Raw genomic sequence first — 19841 nt, forward strand, 5'->3', positions numbered from 1 at the left:
CCTGTGGGAGCCGACTTGCTGGCTCCCACAGGGTCCGAGTGAACCTTGGAATGTGCGCCCTGGCTGCAGCCATCACGCTGGCCGGCTGTGCGGGCCTGCCCGACCAGCGCCTGGCCAACGAAGCCCTGAAGCGCGGTGACACGGCGCTGGCCGAGCGCAACTACAAGGCCCTGGCCGACCTGGGCTACAGCGACGCGCAGGTGGGGCTGGCCGATATCAAGGTCTCCACGGGCGACCCAGAGCAGTTCAAGGAAGCCGAGGCGACCTACCGCGCCGCCGCCGCCACCTCGCCCCGTGCCCAGGTGCGCCTTGGCCGCCTGCTGGTGGCCAAGCCCAACAGCACCCAGGCCGAGCGCGAAGAAGCCGAGACATTGCTCAAGCTCGCGGCACAACAGGGCGAACAGAAAACCCTGATCCCACTGGCGATGCTCTACCTGCTGTACCCGCAGAGCTTCCCCAAGGTCAACGCCCAGCAGCAGATCGATCAGTGGCAGGCCGCCGGCTACCCGGAAGCGGGCCTGGCGCAGATCCTGCTGTATCGCACCCAAGGCACGTACGATCAGAACCTCGACAACGTCGAGAAGCTCTGCAAGCAAGCCCTGGACACCATGGACGTGTGCTACGCGGAACTGGCCACCGTCTACCAGAAGCGTGGCCAGGCAGACCAGCAGGCAGCGTTGCTGCAACAGCTGAAATCCGCCTATGCCCGCGGCACCGTACCGGCTACCCGCGTCGACAACGTTGCCCGCGTGCTGGCCGACCGCAGCCTCGGCCAGACCGACGAGAAAACCGCCAAGGCGCTGCTGGAGCAGGTTGCCCCGGCCAACCCGGCTTCCTGGGTCAGCCTGGCACAACTGGTCTACGACTTCCCCGAACTGGGCGACACCGACCAGCTGATGGCCTACATCGACAAGGGCCGCGCAGCCGAACAGCCCCGCGCCGAACTGCTGTTGGGCCGCCTGTATTACGAAGGCAAGACCGTACCGGCCGATGCCGAAAAAGCCCAGCAGCACCTGCAGGCTGCCGCCGACGCCGGCGAAGTCAGCGCCCACTACTACCTCGGCCAGCTGTACCGCCGTGGCTACCTGGGCGAAGTCGAGCCGCAAAAGGCTGTGGATCACCTGCTCAGCGCCGCCCGTGGTGGCCAGAACAGCGCCGACTACGCCCTCGCCCAGCTGTTCAGCGAAGGCCACGGTATCCGCCCGCAACCGGGCAACGCCTGGGTGTTCGCGCAACTGTCGCAGGCCAACCCGACGCCACAGTCCGCCGAACTGCTGCAGCAACTCGACCAGCAACTGACGCCTGACCAGCGCAGCCAGGCCCAGAGCCTGTTGGCGCAGGAAAAACAGGCACGCGGCAGCATGGTCCAGGGCGGCACCAGCACCCTGGCCATCGAGGCCTTGCAAGACGACGAAAAAGACGTAGACGGTGAGGACTCGCTATGACGCTCAATCCCTTTGTGAAAGCCGGCATCGGCCTGAGCTTCGCCCTGCTGTGGTCCTGCCCGACCCTGGCCGACATGACGGCGCAGAAAAACTTCGGCCTGGACGTGAAGATCACCGGCCAGTCCGAAGACGATCGCGACCTGGGGACCCGCTCCGGCGGTGACGTCAATGGCCTGGGCCTCGACCTGCGCCCGTGGGTGTATGGCGAGCGCGGCAACTGGAGCGCCTACGCCATGGGCCAGGCAGTGGCCGCCACCGACACCATCGAAACCGACACCCTGCGCCAGAACGACGACGGCACCACCACCGACACCGGTGACGACAGCCGCAAGCCAGACAAAAGCTACCTGGCCATGCGCGAGTTCTGGGTTGGCTACAGCGGCCTCACCCAATACCCCGGCGAGCAACTGCGCCTGGGTCGCCAGCGCCTGCGCAGCGACGACGGCATGTGGCGCGACACCAACATCGAAGCGCTCAACTGGACCTTCGACACCACCCTGCTCAAGGCCGACCTGGGCGTGGCCCAGCGCTTCAGCGAATACCGCACCGACCTCACCGAGCTGGCGCCGGAAGACGAGGACCGCACACATATCTACGGTAACGTCGCCACGCAATGGACACCCGGCCACTGGGTTGGCGTGCGGGCCCACCACACCCATGACAGCGGCAGCCTGAAGAGCCCGGGCGAGACCATCGATGCGCTCGACAAGACCCGCACCGGCGACCTCACCTGGCTGGGCCTGGAAGCCAACAGCGACGCCTACAACTGGCGCAACGACCACACCGTCAACTACTGGGGCAGCCTGACCTGGCTGACCGGTGACCGCGACAAGCTCAGCAGCCAACAGGTGGGCGACGACCAGGTGGCCACCGGCAAACAGAGCGGCGACGTCAACGCCTGGGCCACCGACCTCGGTATCCGCCTGCGCCTGGACCCCAACTGGCAGGTCGGCGCGGCCTACGCCCGTGGCAGCGGCGGCGGTGGCGACGACGGTTCGAACAACTTCGAGCAGACCGGCCTTGAGAGCAACCGCTCCAACTTCACCGGCACCCGTTCGCGCGTGCACCGCTTCGGCGAAGCCTTCCGTGGCGAGCTGGGCAACCTGCAGGCCGCCACCCTGTTCGCCTCCTGGCAGCTGCGCGACGACTACGACGCCAGCTTCATCTACCACAAGTTCTGGCGTGTCGACGGCTCGCAGAACATCGGCTCCAGCGGCATCAACGCGGCGGTCAACGACAACGGCGTGAGCCGCCCGCTGATCAACGGCGAAAAAGACCTCGGCCAGGAAATGGACGTGGTCGTCACCAAGTACTTCAAGCAAGGCCTGCTGCCGGCCTCGATGAGCCAGGCGATCGACGAGCCGTCCGCGCTGGTGCGCCTGCGCGCCGGTGTGTTCAAGCCGGGCGATGCCTATGGCAAGGAAGCGGATTCGTACATGCACCGTGCCTTCGTCGACGTTATCTGGCGCTTCTAAGGCCGGGAGAGGACCTGCAATGAACCTTCACCCGCACATCCGTCACAGCCTCCTGGCCAGCGCACTGCTGCTGGCCTCGGGCCTTGCCGTCGCCGCAGAACCTGCGGTTGTCGCCAAGGAACTGCAGCAGGCCAAGACCTACACCGTGGCCAGCGCGCCGATCGAGCCGCTGCACATGGATCCGCCCAAGCTGCCCGACCTCAGCGGCTACACCGCTGAGGCCGTGCAGAAGAAGATCGACCGCCGCCACAAGGGCAAGGTCAGCGTGCGCCGCATGCTGCAGGAAGAGTCGCTGAAGGAGTTCATCGGCGGTGACAACAAGGCCGCCGAGTGGGTGCAGCGCCAGCATGGCATTCCCCAGGCGATCTTCGTCGACGACGGCCATGTCGACCTGGTGGAACTGAGCAAGAAGGTGCCCAAGCAGTACCTCAGCGAAGTCGAGCCGGGCGTGTACCTGGCGCGCCTGCCGATCGTGGTCGGGCAGAAGGGCATCCTCGAGATCGACGGCAAGGTCAAGCAACTGCGCCTGTCGCAGGAAGGCGGCGCGTTCCTGGTCAACGACGGCAAGTTGTTCGTCACTGACACCCAGGTCACCGGCTGGCGCGAAAAGGACAAAGGGCCGGCGACCTTCCGCTCGCCCCAGGAATTCCGCCCGTTCCTGCTGTCGTGGGGCGGCACCGAGACTTACATCGTCAATACCAGGATGGCCAGCTTCGGCTATGCCAAGTCCAAGTCTTACGGCGTGAGCATCTCGCAGTACACGCCGAACATGGCCAAGCGCATGGGCCGCCCGGAACCCACCGGCTGGATCATCGGCTCGGAATTCAGCGACATGTGGTACGGCTTCTACTGCTACGAGACGCAGGACTTCGTGGTCAAGGACAACACCTACCGCGACAACATCGTCTACGGCATCGACCCGCATGACCGTTCGCACCGCCTGATCATCGCCGGCAACACGGTGTACGGCACCAAGAAAAAGCACGGGATCATCGTCTCGCGTGAGGTCAACGACAGCTGGATCATCAACAACAAGAGCTACGACAACAAGCTCTCCGGCGTGGTGATCGACCGTAACAGCGTGAACAACCTGATCGCCTACAACGAGATCTACCGCAACCACACCGACGGCATCACCTTGTACGAAAGCGGCGACAACCTGATCTGGGGCAACAAGCTGATCAACAACCGCCGCCACGGCATCCGGGTGCGCAACAGCGTGAACATCCGCCTGTACGAAAACGTTGCCATGGCCAACGGCCTGGTGGGTGTGTACGGGCACATCAAGGACCTGTCGGATACCGACCGCGACATCGACCTCGACCCGTTCGACACCAAGGTCTCGCTGATCGTGGTCGGCGGCGAACTGGCGGCCAACGGCTCCGGGCCCCTGTCCATCGACTCGCCGCTGTCGGTCGAGCTGTACAACGTCTCCATGCTCGCCCCGCGCAAAGCCAACGGCATCAGCCTCAACGGCATCCTCGGCGAGCGCCAGGACGAAATCCTCGACCTGCTGGTGCGCCAGCAGAAGGCCGTGCTGATCGACCCGGTCGAACGCCAGACCGAAATGATCGATTAAGGAAGCCCAGACCATGACCCCACACCTGATCAAACTGCTGGGCCTGTCCGCCGCCCTTCTGGCCATCAGCCAGGGCGTACGCGCCGACGAAGTGAAGGCCCCGACCTTTACCGCCGAGCCCTGCTGCCAGCTGTGCCCCGAGGCGCATGACGCCAGCCGCTACACCACGCGTTACCAGCAGAACTTCACCACGCTGGTGCAAGCCCAGGGCGACTGGCTGTTCCGTACCCGCGAAGACCTGCGCACCGAGTTCAACACCACGCCGGCCGGCTACAAACGCCTGCAGCAAGTGCACGACGCGTTCAAGAAGCGCGGCGTGGAACTGGTCGTGGTCTACCAGCCGACCCGTGGCCTGGTGAACCGCAACATGCTCAAGCCGGCTGAAAAAGCCGCGTTCGATTACCAGAAGGCACTGGGCAATTACCAGGCCATGCTCAAGCGCTTCGCCAGCATGGGCTACAACGTGCCCGACCTGTCGCCGCTGACCAACGAGCAGTTGGCCGCCGCCGACCAGGGCAAGGATTTCTACTTCCGCGGTGACCAGCACTGGACGCCATACGGTGCCGAACGTGCCGCCAGGATCGTGGCCGATACCGTGCACAAGATGCAGGCCTTCGAGGGCATCCCGCGCAAGGAATTCGAAACCCAGAAGTCCGGGCGCATGGGCAAGACCGGCACCCTGCACAACGTTGCCGGGCAGCTGTGCGGCACCAGCTACGCGGTGCAGTACATGGACCAGTTCGCCACCGAGCCGAAAGGCTCGAGCGGCGGTGGCGACGACCTGTTCGGTGACGGCGGCAACGCGCAGATCACCCTGGTCGGCACCAGCCACAGCGGCAAGAACTACAACTTCTCGGGTTTCCTGGAGCAGTACATCGGTGCCGACGTGCTCAACGTCGCCTTCCCCGGTGGCGGCCTGGAGGGCTCGATGATCCAGTACCTGGGCAGCGAAGAGTTCCAGAACAACCCGCCGAAGATCCTCATCTGGGAATTCTCGCCGCTGTATCGCCTGGACCAGGAAACCATCTGGCGGCAGATCCTCGGCCTGCTCGACGATGGCTGTGACGCCCGCCCGGCACTAATGAGCGCCAGCAGCACCCTCAAGCCCGGCAAGAACGAGCTGATGGTCAACGGCAAGGGCGGCGTGATCAAAGACCTGATCAACCGCAACCTGCAGATGGACATCAAGTTCGAAGACCCGTCGGTGAAGGTGCTGCAGGCGACCCTCTGGTACCTCAACGGCCGCCACGAGGACATCAAGCTGGAGAAGCCGGAAACCTCCGACACCGACGGCCGCTTCGTCTTCCAGATGCGTGAAGACGAGGACTGGGCGAGCCAGAACCTGCTGGCACTGGAAGTCCAGGGGCCGGAAAAAGGCACCCAGAAAGTCGAAGCCAAGCTCTGCAAACGCAACAACTTCGCCGTGCCCGCGCACACCGCGCAAGCCGGCCAGTGAGGCGACCCATGACCATGCTCAAGCGAACCTTCAGCCCCGCCCTGCTCACGCTGGCCCTGTTTGGCGGTGCCGCGCATGCTGCGCTGGTACCACCCCAGGGTTACTACGAGGGGATCGAAAAGCTCAAGACCAGCGACGGCAACTTCCGTTGCGAAGCGCCGCCCAAGCCGTATACCGGCGCGCTGCAGTTCCGCAGCAAGTACGAAGGCTCGGACAAGGCCCGGGCCACCCTGAACCTGGACTCGGAACAGGCCTTCCGCGACTCCACCAAGGACATCACCACCCTTGAGCGCGGCGTCGCCAAGATGGTCAACCAGTACATGCGTGACGGCCGCCCGGCGCAGCTCGACTGCACCCTGACCTGGCTGGGCACCTGGGCACGCGCCGATGCGCTGATGTCGACCAACTACAACCACACCGGCAAGTCCATGCGCAAATGGGCGCTGGGCAGCATGAGTGGTTCGTGGTTGCGCCTGAAGTTCTCCAACTCGCAGCCGCTGGCCGCGCACCAGGCCGAGGCCGAGCTGGTCGAGAAATGGTTCGCCCGCCTCGCCGAGCAAACCGTGCGCGACTGGAGCAACCTGCCGCTGGCCAAGATCAACAACCACAGCTATTGGGCGGCCTGGTCGGTGATGGCCACCGCCGTGGCCACCGACCGCCGCGACCTGTTCGACTGGGCGGTGAAGGAATACAAAGTCGGCGCCAACCAGATCGACGACCAAGGCTTCCTGCCCAACGAAATCAAGCGCAAGCAACGCGCCCTGGCCTACCACAACTACGCCCTGCCGCCGCTGGCGATGATCGCAAGCTTTGCCAAGGCCAATGACGTGGACCTGCGCAGCGAAAACAACTTCGCCTTGCAGCGCCTGGGCGAAGGCGTGCTGTACGGCGCCCGCGACCCACGCTACTTCGCTGAACGCGCCGGTGAAAAACAGGACATGAAAGACCTCAAGGTCGACAGCAAGTACGCCTGGCTCGAGCCCTGGTGCGCGCTGTACCAGTGCGTCGGCGACACGCTGCAGCGCAAGCACGGGATGCAGCCGTTCGACAGCTTCCGGCTGGGCGGCAACCTGACCCGGGTCTACGACCCGAGCGCGGCTTCGAAGAAATAACGCAAAACCCTGTAGGAGCCGGCTCGCCGGCGATGGGCCGCGACGCGGCCCCTGACTACCGCTGGGCAAGGCTGTCGCCTTGCATCGCCGGCAAGCCAGCTCCTACAGGGATCTAGGTAGCCCGCCACATTTGCGTGGGGGGTTTGGGGGGCGCTTTGCCCTGGATGCTGTGAACCATTAGGAGAACCGGGATGGTCTTCTCGTCCAACGTGTTCCTGTTCCTGTTCTTGCCGATATTTCTCGGCCTGTACTACCTGAGCGGGCAACGCTATCGCAACCTGCTGCTGCTGGTCGCCAGCTACATCTTCTACGCCTGGTGGCGGGTGGACTTCCTCGCCCTGTTCGCCGGCGTGACCCTGTGGAACTACTGGATCGGCCTCAAAGTTGGCGCCGCCGGGGTGCGCACCAAGCCCGCCCAGCGCTGGCTGCTGCTCGGCGTGGGCGTGGACCTGGCGATCCTCGGCTACTTCAAGTACGCCAACTTCGGCATCGACAGCCTCAACGCGATCATCACCTCGTTCGGGCTTGAGCCGTTCATCCTCACCCACGTGCTGCTGCCGATCGGTATCTCGTTCTACATCTTCGAGTCGATCAGCTACATCATCGACGTGTACCGCGGCGATACCCCGGCCACCCGCAACCTGATCGACTTCGCGGCGTTCGTGGCGATCTTCCCGCACCTGATCGCCGGCCCCGTGCTGCGCTTCAAAGACCTGGTCGACCAGTTCAACAACCGCACCCACACCCTGGACAAGTTCTCCGAAGGCTGCACCCGCTTCATGCAGGGCTTCATCAAGAAGGTGTTCATCGCCGACACCCTGGCGGTGGTCGCCGACCATTGCTTCGCCCTGCAGAACCCGACCACCGGTGACGCCTGGCTCGGCGCCCTGGCCTACACCGCGCAGCTGTACTTCGACTTCTCCGGCTACAGCGACATGGCCATCGGCCTGGGCCTGATGATGGGCTTCCGCTTCATGGAGAACTTCAAGCAGCCGTACATCAGCCAGTCGATCACCGAGTTCTGGCGCCGCTGGCACATCAGCCTTTCCACCTGGTTGCGCGACTACCTGTACATCACCCTGGGCGGCAACCGCAAAGGCACCTTCAACACCTACCGCAACCTGTTCCTGACCATGCTGCTGGGCGGGTTGTGGCACGGCGCCAACTTCACCTACATCATCTGGGGCGCCTGGCACGGCATGTGGCTGGCCATCGAGCGTGCGCTGGGCCTGGATACCAACCCGCAGCGCTTCAACCCGGTCAAATGGGCCTTCACCTTCCTGCTCGTAGTCGTCGGCTGGGTGATCTTCCGCGCCGAGAACCTGCACGTGGCCGGGCGCATGTACGGCGCCATGTTCAGCTTCGGCGAATGGCAGCTGTCGGAGCTCAACCGCGCCCAGCTCACCGGCCTGCAGGTGGCCACCCTGGTGATCGCCTACATCACCCTGGCGTTCTTTGGCCTGCGCGACTTCTACCGCAATGCCAAGCCGACCCCCAAGGCGACCCCGGTGCAGATCAACGCCGACGGCTCGATTGGCCTGGACTGGACCCGGGTAATGACCCGCGCCCTGATCCTGCTGCTGTTCGTGGCCTCGATCCTCAAGCTTTCGGCGCAGAGCTACTCGCCGTTCCTTTACTTCCAGTTCTGAGGTTGATGACCATGACCCGGACATTACGTATCACCTATTCCCTGTCGTTCCTCGGGCTGCTGGTGGGCATGGGCGCCTGGTCCACAGGTGGCCTGCAAAGCTTCCAGCGCACCGAGCAGATGACCGTGCTCAACGGCAAGCTGGCCAAGGCCGCCGAGACCCACTACGACGCTGAATTCCCGATCAAGCGCCTGGGCACCAACCTCTGGGCAGCGCTGGACTTCAAGCTGTTCAACGAAGGCCGCCCGGGCGTTGTGCTGGGCCGCGAGCAGTGGCTGTTCAGCGATGAGGAATTCAAGCCCACCGCCGGTGCCGACCAGCTGATGCAGGAAAACCTGGCGCTGATCCGTGGCGTGCGCGACACCCTGCAGCAGCACGGCAGCCAGCTGGTGCTGGCGATCGTGCCGGCGAAGGCGCGGGTCTACTCGGAGTACGTTGGCAAAGAGCTGCCGGCCAGCCTGCATGACGACCTGTACAACCAGTTCCATGCCCAGGCCCGCCAGGCCAACGTGTTCGCCCCCGACCTGATGGCACCGATGGAGCAGGCCAAGGCCCGTGGCCAGGTGTTCCTGCGTACCGACACCCACTGGACGCCGATGGGCGCCGAAGTCGCCGCACAGGCGTTGGCCGAGGCGGTCAGCCGCCAGAGCCTGCTCAATGGCGACCCTCAGGCCTTCGTCACCGAGGCCGGCGACACCGCGCCGTACAAGGGCGACCTGACCAACTTCCTGCCGCTCGACCCGCTGTTCAGCAACCTGCTGCCGACGCCGGACACCCTGCAGCAACGCACCACGCGCCCCGCCGAAACCGAAGGCGAGGCAGGCGATGCGCTGTTTGCCGACAGCCAGATCCCGGTCGCACTGGTGGGCACCAGCTACAGCGCCAACCCGCACTGGAACTTCCTCGGCGCGCTGCAGCAGGCCCTGCACAGCGACGTCGCCAACTACGCCGAAGACGGCCATGGCCCGCTGCTGCCCATGCTCAAGTACCTGCAAAGCGATGCTTTCAAGAATGCCGCACCACAGGTGGTGGTGTGGGAATTCCCCGAACGTTATCTGCCAATGAAAAACGACCTCAGCAGCTTCGATCCGCAGTGGATCGCGCAGTTGAAGAACTCCCGTAAATCCGAAGAAAACCTGGCCTTGTCGTCCACCCGGACGAACCACTGAACGATAGAGAGGAACACGCACATGACTACCAAAACTTCCATTGCCAAAGCCCTCACCCTCGCGGCCGGCCTTTCCCTTGCTTCGATGCAGGCCTTCGCCGGCGCCGATGCCGCGCTGTATGGCCCGACCGCGCCGAAAGGCTCGACGTTCGTGCGCCTGTACAACGCCGCCAGCGCACCGGCCGCCGCCTCGGTCGGCAACACCCAGATCAAGCAGGTCGGCGCCCAGGCCAGCAGCGACTTCAGCTTCCTGCCAGGGGGTGACTACACCGCTCAGGTGGGCGGCAAGAGCGTGCCGGTCAAGCTGGCCTCGGACAAGTACTACACCCTGGTCAACAGCGCCAGCGGCAACCCACAACTGATCGAAGAGCCACCGTTCAAGAACAAACAGAAAGCCCTGGTGCGCGTGCAGAACCTCAGCGACCAGTCGCTGACCCTGAAGACCGCCGATGGCAAGACCGAAGTGGTCACCCCGGTAGCCGCCAAAGGCCGTGGCGAGCGTGAGATCAACCCGGTCAAGGTCAACCTGGCCCTGTTTGCTGGCGACAAGAAAGTCAGCGACGTCAAACCCGTCGCTCTGGAGCGCGGCGAAGCTGCCGTGCTGTACGTCACCGGTTCCGGCAGCAGCCTGTCGCCGGTCTGGGTTACCCGCCCAGTGTCCACCAACTGATCCCCTGCCTCGTTAACGACCTTATTGGAGAAACAACATGATCCCGGTAATTCTTTCTGGTGGTAGCGGTTCCCGTCTGTGGCCTCTGTCGCGCAAGCAGTTCCCCAAGCAGTTCCTGGCGCTGACCGGTGAACACACGCTGTTCCAGCAGACCATCGAGCGCCTGGTGTTCGAAGGCATGGACGCCCCCATCGTGGTTTGCAACAAGGACCACAAGTTCATCGTCCAGGAGCAGCTGGCCGCGCTGAAGCTCGAAACCCAGGGCATCCTGATGGAGCCCTTCGGCCGCAACACCGCACCTGCTGTGGCGCTGACGGCCATGAAGCTGGTCAACGAAGGCCGCGATGACTTGATGCTGGTGCTGCCGGCCGACCACGTGATCGACGACCAGAAAGCCCTGCAGCGCGCCCTGGCCCTGGCCACCGTGGCCGCAGAACGTGGCGAGATGGTGCTGTTCGGCGTGCCGGCGACCAAGCCTGAAACCGGCTATGGCTACATCCGCTCCAGCCAGGACGCCCTGCTGCCCGAAGGCGTGGCGCGGGTCGCGCAGTTTGTCGAGAAGCCCGATGAAAAGCGCGCTGCCGAGTTCGTCGCCGCCGGTGGCTACTTCTGGAACAGCGGCATGTTCCTGTTCCGCGCCAGCCGCTTCCTCGAAGAGCTGAAAAAACACGACGCCGACATCTACGACACCTGCGTGCTGGCCCTGGAGCGCAGTGACGAAGACGGCGATGTGCTGAGCATCGACGAAGCCACCTTCGCCTGCTGCCCGGACAACTCCATCGACTACGCGGTGATGGAAAAGACCCAGCGCGCCTGCGTGGTGCCGATGTCGGCTGGCTGGAGCGACGTGGGTTGCTGGTCGTCGCTGTGGGAAGTACACGAGAAGGACGCCCAGGGCAACGTCACCAAGGGTGATGTGGTGGTGCAGGACAGCCGCAACTGCATGATCCATGGCAACGGCAAGCTGGTGTCGGTGATCGGCCTGGAGAACATCGTCGTGGTCGAGACCAAGGACGCGATGATGATTGCCCACAAGGACAAGGTCCAGGGCGTCAAGCAGATGGTCAAGACCCTCGACGAGCAAGGCCGCAGCGAAACCCAGAACCACCTGGAAGTGTATCGCCCGTGGGGCTCGTACGACTCGGTGGACATGGGCGGCCGCTTCCAGGTCAAGCACATCACCGTCAAGCCGGGCGCCAGCCTGTCGCTGCAGATGCACCACCACCGCGCCGAGCACTGGATCGTGGTGTCCGGCACGGCCGAGGTGACCTGCGACGAAAATGTGTTCCTGCTTACCGAGAACCAGTCGACCTACATCCCGATCGCCTCGGTCCACCGCCTGCGCAACCCGGGCAAGATCCCGCTGGAAATCATCGAAGTGCAGTCCGGCAGCTACCTGGGCGAAGACGATATCGAGCGCTTCGAGGACGTGTATGGGCGTACCTCCATGCCGGCTGAACGTGGCGTGTCGGTGAAGACCATCGCGCAGTAAGGTCAAGCTTCAAGCTGTAAGCTAGAAGCAGCAAGATAAAGCGGGCTGGCGGTGTACCTACTCATGTGGGTGCAGCGCCGGTCCGCTTTTTTCTTGTGCCTTGAAGCTTGCCGCTCCAAGATGCCTGGAGACTCGAAAGGGATTCGGACAACATGATCATCGGCGCCTTCCTCATCCTCACCTGGCTGGTCCTGCTCCTGCGGTACCCGGCCAAGGCCCTGCCGATTTCACTGGCCGCTGTCTGCGGCCTGGGGTTGGTAGCACTGTTCGTGGCCTGGCAAGACAACCGCGAAGCCACGCAACTGGCTCGCCTGGACTTGCGCCTGAGCTACGCCCCCGAACAATGCCCTGCCGACCGCGCCCTGCAAGTGCACATGAAGAACGGCAACAAGGTCCCACTGACCGAGCTGCGCTGGCGGGTGGGTGCTTATGCGCCGGGCGATAGTGTCAACCTTGCCGAAAACACCTACAGTGCACCGCGCTATCGTGGGCCAGGTGATCTTCAGCCGGGGGCCGAGTGGAAGGATTGCCTGCCGCTGCCGCCGCTGCGCTCGGGCTACCGGCCGCAGACACTGGAGTTTCGTGCCGAGCATCTGCAAGGTACATTTGCCAACTAATCAACTGCCTGTACCGGCCTCTCGCGGGCAAGCCCGCTCCTACAAGCCCCCGCTGTCCTGTAGGAGCGGGCTTGCCCGCGATGAGGCCAGTACAGTCAACACCAGCCTCCCCTGATAACAGGCGTAACCATGCCCACCGTCCTCATCACCGGTTGTTCCAGCGGCATCGGCCGCGCCCTGGCCGACGCTTTCCGCGACGCCGGCCACGAAGTCTGGGCCACTGCCCGCAAAACTGAAGATGTCGAACATCTGGCCGCCGCCGGCTTCACCGCCCGGCAACTGGACGTCAATGACGGCGAGGCCCTCACCCGCCTGGCCGAGGAGCTGCAAGCCCACCACGGGCGCCTCGACATACTGGTCAACAATGCTGGCTACGGCGCCATGGGCCCGCTGCTCGACGGCGGCGTGGATGCCATGCGCCAACAGTTCGAAACCAACGTTTTCGCGGTGATTGGCGTCACCCGCGCGCTGTTCCCGCTGCTGCGTCGCGCGCGTGGGCGGGTGGTGAACATCGGCAGCGTTTCCGGGGTGCTGGTAACGCCGTTCGCCGGTGCCTACTGCGCCTCCAAGGCCGCCGTCAACGCACTGAGCGATGCCCTGCGCCTGGAACTGGCGCCCTTCGGCATTCAGGTGATGGAAGTGCAACCCGGGGCCATTGCCTCGCAGTTCGCCAGCAATGCCCAGCGCCAGGCTGAACTGGTGCTGGCGGCGGATTCACCGTGGTGGCCGCTGCGCGAGTACGTCCAGGCACGCGCCCGAGCATCGCAGGACCGGCCAACGCCGGCCGCGGTGTTTGCCCAAGGCGTGCTGGCGGCAGTCGGCAAGTCGCCGGTACCGGCGGTGGTGCGGTTGGGGAATGGCAGTACGGCGTTGCCGCTGATGGCGCGGCTACTGCCTCGGCGGTTGCTGGATTGGGCACTGCGCAAGCGCTTCGGCCTGCTGCGCCCGCTCTGAACAGTCGGCTGCCTGTACCGGCACTATCGCCGGCAAGCCAGCTCCCACAGGTATAGCGCTGTGCCTAAGGTCCGCACTGCACCTGTGGGAGCTGGCTTGCCGGCGATGGGCCGCAAAGCGGCCCCTGCCTTTAGGCTTTCTTCGCAGGCTGCTCGTCAAACGCCTGCCAGCCGCCCCCCAAGGCCTTGTACAGCCCCACCAAAGCCTGCGACACCGCCGCCGAGCTGTCGATCCACTGCTCCTCGCTGGCCAGCAATGCACCCTGCACCGTCAGCACATTGAGAAAGTCCACCGCGCCTTCCACATACTGGCGCTGCGCAGTCTCCAGGGCAATGCGGTTCTGCCGCACCGCCTCGGCCAGATGATCGCGGCGCAGCTGGCTGGCGTTGTACAGGCGCAGCACATCGTCGATCTCATGCCAGGCGCCGAGCACCACCTTGCGGTAGTTGAGCGCGGCTTCCTGCTGCTGTGCTTCACGCAGCTGCAGTGTGCCCTTGAGCCGGCCACCCTCGAAAATCGGCAACGACAACTGCGGGCCGAAGGCGAAGCGACGCGAGTCCCAACCCCCGAAGTCGGACAGTTGCATGGCCTGGAAACCGACACTGCCGGACAGGCGAATGCTCGGGTAGAAGTCTGCCTTGGCCACGCCGATGCTGGCCGTGGCAGCATGCAGGCGCGCCTCCGCCTGGCGGATATCCGGGCGGCGTTCGGCCAGTTCGGACGGCAGGCCGATCGCGAACTGCTGCTGCGGCGCAGGCAATTCACCGCCCTCCAGCAATTGCGCCTGCAGGCTGCGGGGCGGTTCGGCGGCCAACAGGCTGAGGGCGTTGATCAGGTCATCGCGCCGCGCTTCCAGGCTCGGCAGGCGGGCTTCGATCGAGGCGACCTGGGCGCTGGCCTGGGCCACGTCAAGGCGGGTAGCGACACCTTCGGCCTGGCGGTCCTGGGACAGCTTCAGGCTGTGCTGGGCCACCTTGAGGTTGTCGCGGGTGACATCCAGCGTGTGCTGCACGGCGCGCAACTGGATGTAGTTGCCAGCCGTTTCCGACAACAGTGCCAGCAGCACGCCGCGCCGATCGTTCTCGGCGACTTCCACCGAGGCATCCGCTGCTTCTACCTGGCGCCGCACACGGCCCCAGAGGTCCAGCTCCCAACCTGCGACCAAGTCGCCTTGCCAGAGGTTGAACGCCGACTTGCCGGCATGGCCCGAGGGGTCGCTCAGGCCTTCGGCGCTGTTGCGCGCGCGGCTGTAGCCGGCGTTCACATCCACCGAAGGTGATTCGTCAGCCGCCACCGTGCTGCGCAATGCGCGGCTTTGCAGCAAGCGTGCGCTGGCGATCTGCAAATCGAGGTTGCGCTCGGCAACCTGCTGGATCAGCGCACTCAGGCGGGCATCGTGAAACGTCTCCCACCAGCGCAGCTCCAGCGGTTCGGCCTGCGGCTGGCTTGCCGCCGCCTGGCCTTGCAACGGCGCCCATTGCTGTGGCGCCTGGCTGTCGGGGCGCTGGAAATCCGGCCCCAGGGTGCAGCCCGCCATCAACAAGGCCAGCAGCAAGGGGCTCATGCGTAATGCGGGTTTCATCGTGCACTCACCTCTTTGCCGGCGAGCTTGTCGCCGTGGGTGTCGATGGTCGCTTCGACCGACATGCCCACACGCAAGCGTGCGAGCAGCGGCTGGCCGTCATCGAAGACGATCTTGACCGGTATGCGCTGCACCACCTTGGTGAAGTTGCCGGTGGCGTTGTCGGGTTTGACGGCGGCGAAGGTCACGCCGGTGGCCGGTGCGATGCTTTCGACATGGCCTTTGAGGGTTTCGCCGGAAAAGGTATCGACGCTGATGCTGACCGGCTGGCCGGGCTGCACATGGGTCAGCTGGGTCTCCTGAAAGTTACCGACCACATAGGCGTGCTGCAACGGCACCACCGACAACAGACGCGCCCCCGGGTTGACGAAAGCACCCACGCGCAGTGCGCGCTCGCCGACCATGCCATCCACCGGTGCGGTGATGCGGGTGTAGGAAAGGTCGAGCTGGGCTTTTTCAACACCCGCTTCAGCGCGTTTCAACTGGCCGTCAGCACTGGCCACCTGGGCGCTGAGGATGTCCACTTGTTTACGCGTGGCCACCAGCGCCGCCTGGGTATTGGCCAGGCGTGCACGGGCCTGGTCGACCCGGCTGCGCGCTTGCTGGGCGTTCTGCACGGTGCCTGCACCCTGCTCGGCGAGGCGGCTGTAGCGGTTGACCTCATGGTCGGCGAACGACGCTTCCGCCTGGGCCGCCTTCACCGCCGCCTCGGCCTGGGCAATCAGCGCCGCCTGGCGTTCAAGGGTGGCCCGGGCATCGGCGCTCTGCGCCTTGGCCACCAGCAGCTGGGCCTGGGCAGCATCAAGGGCGGCCTGGTAGTCACGGGCATCGATGGTCGCCAGCAACTGGCCGGCCTGCACCTGCTGGTTGTCTTCGACCAGCACTTCCTTGATGAAGCCAGCGACCTTGGGCGCGACCACGGTGTAGTCGGCGATCACATAGGCGTCGTTGGTGCGCTGGCGGTGATCACTGCCGAACAGCCAGGGGCCGACGATGCCGGCCAGCACAGCCACGGCGAGCACCGAGCCGATCAAAAGGGTTTTGCGGTTGTTGGTCATGTTCAGTGTCTCGAATTCATCCAGGGTTCAGGCCACCGCGCGCGGCGGATAGACCCGGGTAGGCACGAAAGGAATCAGGCAGATCAGCGCCACGGCGATGCACGCCATGACCAGGTACAGGTCGGCCGAGGTCAGCACCAGCGCCTGGTCATGCATGCGCTTGGCCAGGCCCGCCGTGTTGTCGTCGATCAGCGGGGCATTGCCCAGGCTGTCCACCAGGTGGTTGGAATGGAAGTGCCGGCGCAGCGTGCCAAGGGCGTCCAGCAGCCCACCAGCGATCACAGCGGCCAGGCCTTTGACGGTGTTGAACCAGCTGGAGGCGAACGGCCCTTCCTGCGGCGTCATGCCGTTGGTGGACAGCATCAGCAGCGGCAGCACCGCCATCGGCTGGCCGAACACCTGCAACAGGTAGAACGGGTAGAAGTCGCCGCGGATCCATTCAGAAGTCAGCAGGCTGCTGCCGACGCACGACACCGCCAGCATCGCCAGGCCCGTGGCCAGCACCCAGCGGCAGTCCACCGCGCGGATGTTGCACAGCGCCGCCGTGAGCGGCAGGGCAATGAGTTGCGGCATGGCCACCAGCATCATCAGCGGGCTGGTTTGCGCCGGGCGATAGCCTTGGATTTGCGCAAGGTACGCCGAAGGAATGCTGCTCACCCCGGACAACACGATCAGTACACCGGCCAAGGTCACCAGGGCAAAGCTCAGGTTGCGCCGCGACAGCATGCGCAGCTGGAAGAACGGCAGCGGCTCGGACCATTCGTTGTACATGAACAGCACCAGCAGCAGCAGGCCCCCGCCGAGCAGCCAGCAGATCAGTGGCGAGTCGAACCAGCCCCAGCGGTCACCCAACGACAGGCCCAGCACGATACAACTGATCGCTGGCAGGCCGAGCACTACACCTCGCCAGTCGAACTGCTTGAAGCGCTCCAGGCGCAGCGGGTCCTGCGGCAGGCCCCAGCCGACACAGAACAAGGCCAGCGCCGAGGGCAGGATGATCTGCCAGAACGCCCATTGCCAGCCGACGTATTCGGTCCACAGCCCCGCCAGCGGCGTGCCGAGGTTGGGGCCGAAGGTGGCAGTCAGGGCGTAGCAGGCCAGGCCATACACCTTGATCCCCGGCGGCAAAAAGCGCAGGGCCACGCTCATCAGCATCGGCGGCAAGGCCCCCGAGGCAAAGCCCTGCAGCACCCGCAGCAGCATCAGGCTGTGCAGGTCAGGGGCGAACGGTTGCAACAGGCCGAGTACGGCGAACAGGGCGATGGCGCTCATGGTGAAGCGCCGCAGCGAGAAGGTGGTGGCCAGCCAGGGCGCAAAGGCCATGGCCGAGACCGAGGCGGCGCTGTACACCGCCAGCAACCAGGCGCCTTCGTCGGCACCGATGCCCATGGCACCGCGGATATCGGCGAGGGAAATCTTGGTGACCGACTCATTGAGGCCTGCACAGAGTACGGCCAGCAACACGCCGAACAGCCCGACCACCACCTGCAGGCCAAACGCCGTCTGCGCAGGCGCGGCCGGCGCGGGGGCGGCGGCCAGCGCAGCAGGAGGCGCGGTCAGGGAACTCATGGCAATACATCTCCAGCAACAATTCAGGGCTGGGGCAATTTTAAGAAGGTCGAATGCTGACGAAAACTGACTTGTTGGTAGTTTTATATTGCGCCAGACGCAATCGAGGCGGAATCACGGGTCAATCCGGCCACAGGCTTTCAATGTCTGGCGCAACCAGCGGTGCGCGGGGTCGTTGTCGAAGCGCGGGTGCCAGGCCTGCATCACATTGACCTTTTCCAATGGCACCGGGATCTCGAACGAGCGCAATGGCAACTTCAACCGCTGCACACTGTTGAGGATATTGGCGGGTATCGGCAGGATCAGGTCCGAATCCGGCAGCGAGAACATCGCCGAGTGGAAGCTGGTGGTGATCAGGGCCACGCGCCGTTCCACCTTGTGGTTGGCCAACGCCACATCGATCGGCCCATTGGCACGGCCGCGTCGTGACACGCTGATCTGCGGGTAGGCGGCGAACCGCTCAGGGGTGATCGGGGCGTCGAAAATTGGGTGCCCCGCACGCGCCAGGCCCACGAAGTAGGTGTTGAACAGGCTCTGCACCTTGATTTCCGGGCCCAGTTTGATGGCCGAGCTGATGATCAGGTCGATGTGACCGTTGCGCAGCACAGCATCATCGTCACCACTGCCCTCCGGCACGAAGCGCAACACCGTGCGCGGCGCCTGGGCGAGCATCATGCGCAGCAACTGAGCGCCGTATAGGGCAATGAACAGATCATTGGTGCGGATGTTGAAGGCACGGTCCAGGTTGACCAGGTCGACTTCGTCACGGCTGCGGAATACTTGCCCGGCCTGTTCTACCAGCCCATGCACCTGCTCGCGCAAGGCCAACGCCCGCGGTGTCGGCACCAGGCCACGGCCGGCGCGCACCAGGATCGGGTCGCCCAAGGCATCGCGGATACGCCCCAAGGTCCGGCTCATGGCCGCCGGGCTCAGGTTCATGCGTTGTGCCGCGCCCACCACGCTACCCTCGTCGAGCAAGGCATCGAGGGCGACAAGCAGGTTCATGTCCGGGAGTTGCATGGCCGATTTCCGTGGCGGTTGTGGGAATGGCGATATTAACAGGTCGGATGATTGCGCCAGACGCAATGCCGTCGTGCGTGGTGGGGCATTTATCTCGCTAGTTCAATAGGCCATAAGTGATGCAGTGGCTATACCGGCCCTATCGCCGGCAAGCCGGCTCCCACAGGTACGCCACCTGCCCTGAGATCGGTGCATTACCTGTAGGAGCGGGCTTGCCCGCGAAGGGCCAGTCCAGACAACCCACCCGTCAGCTTCAGCAAGGATTCCGCATGCCCAGCCCCGTCCTCATCGCCATCGACGCCTCCCACGCCTGCGCTGCCCTGCTCGCCCTCGCCCGCCGCTACTGCCGCCCCGGCGAGCACGAGCTGCATGTGCTGCTGGCCATCGACTCGACTTTCGCCGTGCACGACAAGCCTGCGCCGTACACCGAAGAGGAACTGGAGGAATACCCCGCTGCCTGTGAGGAACAACGGTTGGGCGACAGCGCGGTGGCCGAGGCTGTCGCTTTGCTACAGCAGGCCGGGTTCGCCAGCCAGGGCTGCATGGTTGCCGGGCAGCCGGTGGATGCCATTGTCGCCAAGGCGCAGGCGTTGCAATGCGAGCTGATCATCATGGGCCACCGGCACCTGTCGCGGTTGGGGCGGTTGCTGGACCCGTCGATCAGCGCGAAGGTGATTGACCGGGTGCAGGTGCCGGTGTTGGTGGGGGTGGCTTAGAGGGCTTTTGAACGGGTTGGGGCTGGTGGGTGCATGGCTTGAGGGTTGTGGCGCCCTTGAGATCGAGCGCCGCCCGCGCGGCGCATCGCGAAGCGCTTGCCTTGGGATCTTCAGCGCCTTTGAGACCGAGCGCCGCCCGCGCGGCGCATCGCGGGCAAGCCCGCTTGTATGGTAGGACTTGAAGGGAGGAGGAGGGACATAGCTCGCTTCTGACTGTTCGCAGCAGTACAGACCGTGGGAGAAATCACCCCTCCTCCTTTCAACACCCAAGCGCCGATA

The 19841-nt window shown here is 64.7% G+C and carries 16 protein-coding genes; 12 read left to right on the plus strand and 4 right to left on the minus strand.

The window, feature by feature from the left end; genetic code table 11:
* Nucleotides 1-50: 50 nt before the first annotated feature.
* The 11 genes from algK to ABEH27_RS22045 all read left to right on the plus strand — a co-directional run bounded on the left by algK (nucleotide 51) and on the right by ABEH27_RS22045 (nucleotide 13617).
* Entirely contained in the window at nucleotides 51-1445 is a 1395-nt protein-coding gene (gene algK / locus ABEH27_RS21995; RefSeq protein ID WP_346615587.1) for an alginate biosynthesis TPR repeat lipoprotein AlgK, read from the plus strand.
* Nucleotides 1442-2920, plus strand: coding sequence for an alginate export family protein (locus ABEH27_RS22000; RefSeq protein ID WP_346615588.1), 1479 nt, complete (start codon nucleotides 1442-1444; stop codon nucleotides 2918-2920). The genes algK and ABEH27_RS22000 overlap by 4 nt, the downstream gene beginning before the upstream one ends.
* Nucleotides 2921-2939: 19 nt before the next feature.
* Nucleotides 2940-4499 carry a mannuronan 5-epimerase AlgG gene (algG, locus tag ABEH27_RS22005; RefSeq protein ID WP_346615589.1) on the plus strand — a complete coding sequence of 520 codons (1560 nt, stop codon included), beginning with the start codon at nucleotides 2940-2942 and terminating at the stop codon, nucleotides 4497-4499.
* A gap of 13 nt (nucleotides 4500-4512) precedes the next feature.
* Nucleotides 4513-5955, plus strand: a complete 1443-nt coding sequence (locus tag ABEH27_RS22010) for an alginate O-acetyltransferase (RefSeq protein WP_346615590.1) — start codon at nucleotides 4513-4515, stop codon at nucleotides 5953-5955.
* Nucleotides 5956-5963: 8 nt separating this feature from the next.
* A complete protein-coding gene (locus ABEH27_RS22015) occupies nucleotides 5964-7067 on the plus strand; it encodes a mannuronate-specific alginate lyase (RefSeq protein ID WP_346615591.1) in 1104 nt (367 codons plus the stop codon).
* Nucleotides 7068-7258: 191 nt separating this feature from the next.
* Entirely contained in the window at nucleotides 7259-8716 is a 1458-nt protein-coding gene (locus tag ABEH27_RS22020; RefSeq protein ID WP_346615592.1) for an MBOAT family protein, read from the plus strand.
* A gap of 11 nt (nucleotides 8717-8727) precedes the next feature.
* On the plus strand, nucleotides 8728-9885 hold the full coding sequence (locus ABEH27_RS22025) for an alginate O-acetyltransferase (protein ID WP_346615593.1): 1158 nt from the start codon (nucleotides 8728-8730) through the stop codon (nucleotides 9883-9885).
* A 21-nt stretch (nucleotides 9886-9906) separates the two neighbouring features.
* Entirely contained in the window at nucleotides 9907-10554 is a 648-nt protein-coding gene (locus tag ABEH27_RS22030; protein ID WP_346615594.1) for an alginate O-acetyltransferase AlgF, read from the plus strand.
* Between the two features lie 37 nt (nucleotides 10555-10591).
* Nucleotides 10592-12046: a mannose-1-phosphate guanylyltransferase/mannose-6-phosphate isomerase gene (locus ABEH27_RS22035; RefSeq protein ID WP_346615595.1), complete on the plus strand. Its 1455-nt coding sequence runs from the start codon at nucleotides 10592-10594 to the stop codon at nucleotides 12044-12046.
* 152 nt (nucleotides 12047-12198) lie between these two features.
* Nucleotides 12199-12663: a multidrug transporter gene (locus tag ABEH27_RS22040; RefSeq protein ID WP_346615596.1), complete on the plus strand. Its 465-nt coding sequence runs from the start codon at nucleotides 12199-12201 to the stop codon at nucleotides 12661-12663.
* Nucleotides 12664-12792: 129 nt separating this feature from the next.
* Nucleotides 12793-13617 (plus strand): SDR family oxidoreductase, encoded by an 825-nt coding sequence (locus ABEH27_RS22045; protein WP_346615597.1) that lies wholly within the window; start codon nucleotides 12793-12795, stop codon nucleotides 13615-13617.
* Between the two features lie 130 nt (nucleotides 13618-13747).
* Here ABEH27_RS22045 and ABEH27_RS22050 read toward each other — a convergent pair whose 3' ends face one another.
* From ABEH27_RS22050 to ABEH27_RS22065, 4 genes are all read right to left on the minus strand, one after another.
* Entirely contained in the window at nucleotides 13748-15199 is a 1452-nt protein-coding gene (locus ABEH27_RS22050; protein WP_346615598.1) for an efflux transporter outer membrane subunit, read from the minus strand.
* Nucleotides 15196-16257 carry an HlyD family secretion protein gene (locus ABEH27_RS22055; RefSeq protein WP_346615599.1) on the minus strand — a complete coding sequence of 354 codons (1062 nt, stop codon included), beginning with the start codon at nucleotides 16255-16257 and terminating at the stop codon, nucleotides 15196-15198. Before ABEH27_RS22055 ends, ABEH27_RS22050 begins: the two co-directional genes overlap by 4 nt.
* 27 nt (nucleotides 16258-16284) lie before the next feature.
* Complete coding sequence (locus ABEH27_RS22060; protein ID WP_346615600.1) at nucleotides 16285-17826, minus strand: MFS transporter; 1542 nt, start codon at nucleotides 17824-17826, stop codon at nucleotides 16285-16287.
* A 114-nt stretch (nucleotides 17827-17940) separates the two neighbouring features.
* Nucleotides 17941-18846, minus strand: coding sequence for a LysR family transcriptional regulator (locus ABEH27_RS22065; RefSeq protein WP_346615601.1), 906 nt, complete (start codon nucleotides 18844-18846; stop codon nucleotides 17941-17943).
* 269 nt (nucleotides 18847-19115) lie between these two features.
* Here ABEH27_RS22065 and ABEH27_RS22070 point away from each other — a divergent pair, with 269 nt between their 5' ends.
* Entirely contained in the window at nucleotides 19116-19562 is a 447-nt protein-coding gene (locus ABEH27_RS22070) for a universal stress protein (RefSeq protein WP_346615602.1), read from the plus strand.
* Nucleotides 19563-19841 lie beyond the last annotated feature (279 nt).

Origin of the sequence: Pseudomonas sp. P39-UII1 (assembly GCF_039672635.1) — a bacterium.
In the GTDB taxonomy this organism is placed as follows: domain Bacteria; phylum Pseudomonadota; class Gammaproteobacteria; order Pseudomonadales; family Pseudomonadaceae; genus Aquipseudomonas.

Bases quoted from the DNA above. Each gene is read 5' to 3' on its own strand.
- algK (WP_346615587.1), top strand. From the start codon at position 51: ATGTGCGCCCTGGCTGCAGCCATCACGCTGGCCGGCTGTGCGGGCCTG.
- ABEH27_RS22060 (WP_346615600.1), bottom strand. From the start codon at position 17,826: ATGAGTTCCCTGACCGCGCCTCCTGCTGCGCTGGCCGCCGCCCCCGCG.
- ABEH27_RS22040 (WP_346615596.1), top strand. From the start codon at position 12,199: ATGATCATCGGCGCCTTCCTCATCCTCACCTGGCTGGTCCTGCTCCTG.
- ABEH27_RS22045 (WP_346615597.1), top strand. From the start codon at position 12,793: ATGCCCACCGTCCTCATCACCGGTTGTTCCAGCGGCATCGGCCGCGCC.
- ABEH27_RS22000 (WP_346615588.1), top strand. From the start codon at position 1,442: ATGACGCTCAATCCCTTTGTGAAAGCCGGCATCGGCCTGAGCTTCGCC.
- ABEH27_RS22025 (WP_346615593.1), top strand. From the start codon at position 8,728: ATGACCCGGACATTACGTATCACCTATTCCCTGTCGTTCCTCGGGCTG.
- ABEH27_RS22010 (WP_346615590.1), top strand. From the start codon at position 4,513: ATGACCCCACACCTGATCAAACTGCTGGGCCTGTCCGCCGCCCTTCTG.
- ABEH27_RS22070 (WP_346615602.1), top strand. From the start codon at position 19,116: ATGCCCAGCCCCGTCCTCATCGCCATCGACGCCTCCCACGCCTGCGCT.
- ABEH27_RS22065 (WP_346615601.1), bottom strand. From the start codon at position 18,846: ATGCAACTCCCGGACATGAACCTGCTTGTCGCCCTCGATGCCTTGCTC.
- algG (WP_346615589.1), top strand. From the start codon at position 2,940: ATGAACCTTCACCCGCACATCCGTCACAGCCTCCTGGCCAGCGCACTG.
- ABEH27_RS22030 (WP_346615594.1), top strand. From the start codon at position 9,907: ATGACTACCAAAACTTCCATTGCCAAAGCCCTCACCCTCGCGGCCGGC.
- ABEH27_RS22015 (WP_346615591.1), top strand. From the start codon at position 5,964: ATGACCATGCTCAAGCGAACCTTCAGCCCCGCCCTGCTCACGCTGGCC.
- ABEH27_RS22035 (WP_346615595.1), top strand. From the start codon at position 10,592: ATGATCCCGGTAATTCTTTCTGGTGGTAGCGGTTCCCGTCTGTGGCCT.
- ABEH27_RS22020 (WP_346615592.1), top strand. From the start codon at position 7,259: ATGGTCTTCTCGTCCAACGTGTTCCTGTTCCTGTTCTTGCCGATATTT.
- ABEH27_RS22050 (WP_346615598.1), bottom strand. From the start codon at position 15,199: ATGAAACCCGCATTACGCATGAGCCCCTTGCTGCTGGCCTTGTTGATG.
- ABEH27_RS22055 (WP_346615599.1), bottom strand. From the start codon at position 16,257: ATGACCAACAACCGCAAAACCCTTTTGATCGGCTCGGTGCTCGCCGTG.